7 protein-coding genes are annotated in these 5,139 nt (G+C 60.9%); all 7 read left to right on the top strand.

Going from position 1 to position 5,139, the window contains the following annotated elements; genetic code table 11:
- Positions 1-285 (top strand): hypothetical protein (locus ACWI8T_RS08025; protein ID WP_449138564.1); only part of this gene is annotated, 285 nt, incomplete at its 5' end.
- A 383-nt stretch (positions 286-668) separates the two neighbouring features.
- Positions 669-959 carry a 30S ribosomal protein S15 gene (gene rpsO / locus ACWI8T_RS08030; RefSeq protein ID WP_123219688.1) on the top strand — a complete coding sequence of 97 codons (291 nt, stop codon included), beginning with the start codon at positions 669-671 and terminating at the stop codon, positions 957-959.
- 129 nt (positions 960-1,088) lie between these two features.
- Positions 1,089-3,326 carry a polyribonucleotide nucleotidyltransferase gene (locus tag ACWI8T_RS08035; RefSeq protein ID WP_281667908.1) on the top strand — a complete coding sequence of 746 codons (2,238 nt, stop codon included), beginning with the start codon at positions 1,089-1,091 and terminating at the stop codon, positions 3,324-3,326.
- A 178-nt stretch (positions 3,327-3,504) separates the two neighbouring features.
- On the top strand, positions 3,505-3,750 hold the full coding sequence (gene rpsP, locus ACWI8T_RS08040; protein ID WP_449138565.1) for a 30S ribosomal protein S16: 246 nt from the start codon (positions 3,505-3,507) through the stop codon (positions 3,748-3,750).
- A 2-nt stretch (positions 3,751-3,752) separates the two neighbouring features.
- Complete coding sequence (locus ACWI8T_RS08045) at positions 3,753-4,010, top strand: KH domain-containing protein (protein ID WP_114616042.1); 258 nt, start codon at positions 3,753-3,755, stop codon at positions 4,008-4,010.
- Between the two features lie 5 nt (positions 4,011-4,015).
- On the top strand, positions 4,016-4,564 hold the full coding sequence (gene rimM, locus ACWI8T_RS08050; RefSeq protein ID WP_449138566.1) for a ribosome maturation factor RimM: 549 nt from the start codon (positions 4,016-4,018) through the stop codon (positions 4,562-4,564).
- 4 nt (positions 4,565-4,568) lie between these two features.
- On the top strand, positions 4,569-5,139 hold a 571-nt coding region (gene trmD / locus ACWI8T_RS08055), incomplete at its 3' end, for a tRNA (guanosine(37)-N1)-methyltransferase TrmD (protein ID WP_449138567.1).

Raw genomic sequence — 5,139 nt, forward strand, 5'->3', positions numbered from 1 at the left:
TTCGGCGGACAAACGCTGCGTTCGCGCGCGGCCGATATCGTGTCGCGCAAGCTGCGCCATTGCGACCGCATGATTGCGACCGCACGCGAGTGCCCCGGCATTGGCGGGGAAGAGTTGGCGCGGCGTTCGCTTACGCAGAAAGATGTGACCGCCTGGCGTGCGGCGCCTTCGATTTCGCGATATTACTCTATGCTCGAAGCGTTCGTTGGCGTGCGCTACCTGGAAAACCAAGGCAAGCTCCGCCGTGAAGAAGTCGACGGCACCTGGCGATTCTATGCGTGCTAGTGCGGGCTTGGGGTTGGTGTCTGCGGGAACCTGTTAAATGCTCGCAGCGTTTAACAGGTTTTTGCGCTCCTGGCGTGTTCGCGGTTCGGCCAACCTGTTAAACGCTACGAGCATTTAACAGGTGGCGGTCGTTGGCGGGTGGCGAGCGTCCCACGCGTGGCGGGCATTTCGCAGCGGGGAGGCGTCCGGTAGGTTTTCGGGTTTCGAAGCTTGTGAAATTCCCGCGAAGTGCAGGGATTGTCTGATATACTGCAACGGTTGCAATTACCCAGGGCCTTGTTTCCACGCACCACCTGCATGGATTCGCGGCATTGGGCGAATGAAAGCAAGCGGCTCGCAACAGCCGCGCGATGGCACGTTCGCGTGTCAAGAAAGGTGGAGCAATGACTGCAACCACTCGTTCCATTGACAAAGAGACCGTCAAGGCACTCATCGCCGAGTACGGCAAAGGCGAAGGCGATTCCGGTTCCGCCGAGGTTCAGGTCGCCATCATGACGCACCGCATCAAGCACCTCACCGAGCACCTCAAGGAGCACAAGAAGGACAACCACACCCGTCGTGGCCTTATGCAGCTCATCGGTAAGCGTCGTCGTCTGCTCAAGTACATCAAGGATCGCGACATCGAGAACTACCGTGCTCTCATCAAGAAGCTCGGCATTCGCGACAACATCTAAGTCTTGCATGGAGCCCGCTTCGGCGGGCTTTTGCAGTATATAGCGGTCGGGCAGGGCAGGGGCCCCGCTTGCTCGCGAGGGGCATGAAGAGCATGCCTCCAAAGAAGAAGAGAAAGAAGAACTTTCTACATGGAAAAGATCGTCGAGAGCTTCGAGCTGTACGGCAAAAGCTACCGCCTGGAAACCGGCGAGCTCGCCAAGCAGGCCACCGGCGCCGTGCTCGTCACGCAGGGCGAAACCACGTGCCTGGTCACCGCCGTTGTCTCCAAGGAGCAGAAGGACTACGACTTCTTCCCGCTGACCGTCGACTTCATCGAGAAGATGTACGCCGTCGGCCGCATTCCGGGCGGCTACCTCAAGCGTGAGGCCAAGCCTTCCGACAAGGGCACCCTTACCGCCCGCATGATCGACCGTCCCATTCGCCCCGGCTTCGCCGACGGCTTCAAGCAGGAAGTCCACATTGTGGCTACCACGCTTGCGTGCGACGGCCAGAACCCGCCCGACTGCATTTGCGTGGGCGGCGCCTCTGCCGCGCTTCTGTGCGGCGGCACCCCGTTCGACGGCCCGGCCGCCTGCGTGCGCATTGCCCGCAACGCCGAGACCGGCGAGTTCATCGTGAACCCCACCTACGCCGAGCAGGAAACAAGCGACCTCGAGCTCACCATCGCTGGCACCAAAGACTACATCTCTATGGTCGAAGCCGGCGCTCAGGAAGTTTCTGAGGAAGACATGCTCGCCGCCATGGAGTTCGGTCAGCAGGCCATCGCCGCCTTCTGCGAGAAGCAGGCGGAATTCTTGGCCAAGGTCGCTCCCGAGCCCAAGGAATATCCCGTGCATGTGCCCGACGCCTCCATCGCTGAGCGCGTCGACGCCCACTATGACGAGATGAGCGCAGCCCTGCACGATGCCGATAAACTTTCGCGCATCGCCAAGGTTGAGGCCCTAAAGTCGTCCATCAAGGAAAACGACTTCACCGAGGAAGAGCGCGCCGCATGGGGCAGCGACATCGCCGCCGCCTGCAAGGCTCTTGAGAAGCATGCCATGCGCCGCATGGTCATCGAGTCGGGCGAGCGTGCCGACGGCCGCGCCGCCGACGAGATTCGTCCGCTCTACATTCGTCCCGGCTACCTGCCTCGCGTGCATGGTTCGGGCCTGTTCCAGCGTGGCCAAACCCAGGCGCTTTCCATTTGCACCTTGGGTCTGCTCAACGAAGCCCAGCGCCTCGACACCATCGACCCGCAGGAATCCAAGCGCTACATGCACCAGTACAACTTCCCGCCGTACTGCACGGGTGAAACGGGCCGCATGGGCGCTCCCAAGCGCCGCGAAATCGGCCATGGCGCCCTCGCAGAGCGCGCACTTCTGCCGGTGCTGCCCAGCGAAGACGAGTTCCCCTACGCCATTCGTGTGGTGAGCGAGATCATGGAATCGAACGGTTCCTCTTCGATGGCTTCCACCTGCGGTTCCACCCTGGCGCTCATGGACGCGGGCGTGCCTATCAAGGCTCCCGTTTCCGGCATTGCCATGGGCCTTATTAAGGAAGGCGACGACATCGTCATTCTTTCCGACATCCAGGGCCTGGAAGACTTCCTGGGCGACATGGACTTCAAGGTCACGGGCACTGAGAAGGGCATCACCGCACTTCAGATGGACAACAAGGCCAAGGGCCTGTCCACCGAGATTCTCGGCCGTGCGCTGAAGCAGGCCAAGGCTGGCCGCCACTTCATTCTGCAGGCCATGCTTGCAGAAATCGCCGCGCCCCGCGAAGAGCTGCGCGACACCGCGCCGCGCATCGACACCATTCACATCGCGGTCGACAAGATTCGCGAGGTCATTGGCAAGGGCGGCGAAACCATTCGCGGTATCCAGGATTCCACGGGTGCTACGATTGAGATTCAGGAAGACGGCACCGTGCATATCGCGTCCGTCGACCAGGAAGCCGGCAAGGCTGCTCGCGCTGCCATCGAGGCTATCGTGAAGGTCCCCGAAGTGGGCGAGGTTTACGAAGGCCCCGTTGTTGGCATTCAGAGCTTTGGCGCGTTCATCAAGCTCACGCCTTCCAAGGACGGCCTGCTGCACATCTCCCGCATGGCCAATGGTCGCGTCGGCCAGGTCGAGGACGTGCTCTCCATGGGCGACATGGTGAAGGTCCAGGTTATCGAGATCGATCCGAAGTCGGGCAAAATCTCGCTCGACCGCTTGGAGAAGCCCGATGCTCCTGAAGGTTCCGCCCCGGCGCCCCGCCACGAGCGCGGCGATCGCGAAGATCGCGGCGAGCGTCGCGACCGCGGCGAGAAAACCGACCATCGTCCGGGTCGTTCCAACCGCGAAGCCAACGAGCATCGCACCCCGCGTCGTCGCCACTAAGCGCCGCCGCACACGCAAATAATCGGGGTTTGGGAGCTTCGGCTTCACAAACCCCGCATAAACCGGCCCCGCTGGGCACATCTTTCGCGAGGTCGGCTTGAAAAGTGGGGGAGCAGGAGATATCATGTTCCCTCGCATGTTTTGAATTCGTAGTAAAACACGTTAAGGAGTTTTCTAAATGGCAGTCAAGATTCGCCTCGCCCGCCATGGCGCAAAAAAGCATCCTGTCTACCGCGTCGTCGTGGCCGATGGCCGCTGCACCCGCGATGGCCGTTACATCGAGCAGGTTGGCCGTTACAACCCCAACACCGATCCCTCTGAGATCACCCTCGACCTCGAGAAGGTTGCCGACTGGATGGCCAAGGGCGCTCAGCCTACCGACACCGTTATTCGTCTGATCGATACGGTCAAGAAGGCTCAGTAGTCATGGCCGAGACTTCATCCGGCATCGTCGAGTTGGTGCGCGGCATCGTCGAGCCTCTCGTCGATGACGTAGACGCCGTGGAAGTTACTTCCACCTTTACCAACGACGGCTGCGAGCTCGTGGAGATTCGCGTGGCCGCGGACGACGCTGGCAAGGTGATTGGCCGTCAGGGTCGCGTAATCAAGTCGATTCGCGTGCTCGCCCGTGCTGCCGCATGTGGCAACGGCAACGCCGTGGAAGTCGAACTCGTCGAAGGGTAGCGTATATGTCGCGTCGTTGGGCCGATGTGGCCGAACTCGTCGCAACGCAAGGCTTGAAGGGAAGGCTCACCGTACGCCCGGTACGGGGCCTTCCTTTTCTTTTATCTGAGGGCCTTCGCGTTCACTTCGTGCCGCCCACGATCGATGGGCCGCGCGAGGCAAAAGTAAAAGAGGCAACGCATGCCGGCGGCCACGATTGGCTTGTGGCGTTTTCCGGCGTGAAAAATCTCGATGTCGCCGAGAAGCTCGTGGGAAGTCACGTGATTGTCGAGCGCGCCGATTTGCCGGAAGGTTTTGAGGAAGGCGCTTCGTATGCCACCGAGCGCATCGTGGGCTTTGAGGTGGAAGACGAAACCAAGGGGTATGTGGGCGAAATCGTGGAAGTGCGCGAGATGCCGACGCAGTATCTCATTGTGGTGGAAACCGAAGAGGGCGAGCAGGTGCTCATTCCCTTCGTGGAAGATTTCATTGTCGATATCGACGAAGTCGAGGGCGTGATCTACATGGACCTGCCGGCCGGTTTGGTTGATATGTCGGAAGCGGAGGAGGAGTAGTACCGTGCGCATCGATACGCTTTCCACCTTCCCGCATATGTACGATTCGGTTATGGGCGAGTCGATCATGAAGCGCGCGCAGGCATCGGGCGCGCTCGATTTCCACGCGCACGACCTGCGCGATTGGACGCACGACCGTCATCGCACCACCGACGACGACCCGTACGGCGGTGGCCAGGGCCTGGTGATGAAGTGCGAGCCCATCTTTGAGGCGTATGACGATATCGTCGCGCAGGGTGCCGCACCCTACACCATCTTCCTCACGCCCTGTGGCGAGCCGTTCGACCAGGGCGTTGCCACCGAGCTTTCCGAGAAAGACCGCCTGCTGTTTATTTGCGGGCATTACGAGGGCATTGACGAGCGCGCCTATACGCTTGCCGATAAGTGCATTTCGCTGGGCGATTACGTGCTCACGTCGGGAGAGCTTGCGTCCATGGTGATCATCGACGCCGTGGTGCGCCTGATTCCGGGCGTGCTGGGCGATGAGGGCAGCTCCATCGACGAGAGCTTCTACGACGGTCTGCTCGAATATCCGCAGTACACGCGCCCCGCGAATTTCCGCGGCATGGAGGTTC

This window comes from Slackia sp. (genome assembly GCF_977041755.1).

Bases quoted from the DNA above. Each gene is read 5' to 3' on its own strand.
- rpsO (WP_123219688.1), top strand. From the start codon at position 669: ATGACTGCAACCACTCGTTCCATTGACAAAGAGACCGTCAAGGCACTC.
- rpsP (WP_449138565.1), top strand. From the start codon at position 3,505: ATGGCAGTCAAGATTCGCCTCGCCCGCCATGGCGCAAAAAAGCATCCT.
- rimM (WP_449138566.1), top strand. From the start codon at position 4,016: ATGTCGCGTCGTTGGGCCGATGTGGCCGAACTCGTCGCAACGCAAGGC.
- ACWI8T_RS08035 (WP_281667908.1), top strand. From the start codon at position 1,089: ATGGAAAAGATCGTCGAGAGCTTCGAGCTGTACGGCAAAAGCTACCGC.
- ACWI8T_RS08045 (WP_114616042.1), top strand. From the start codon at position 3,753: ATGGCCGAGACTTCATCCGGCATCGTCGAGTTGGTGCGCGGCATCGTC.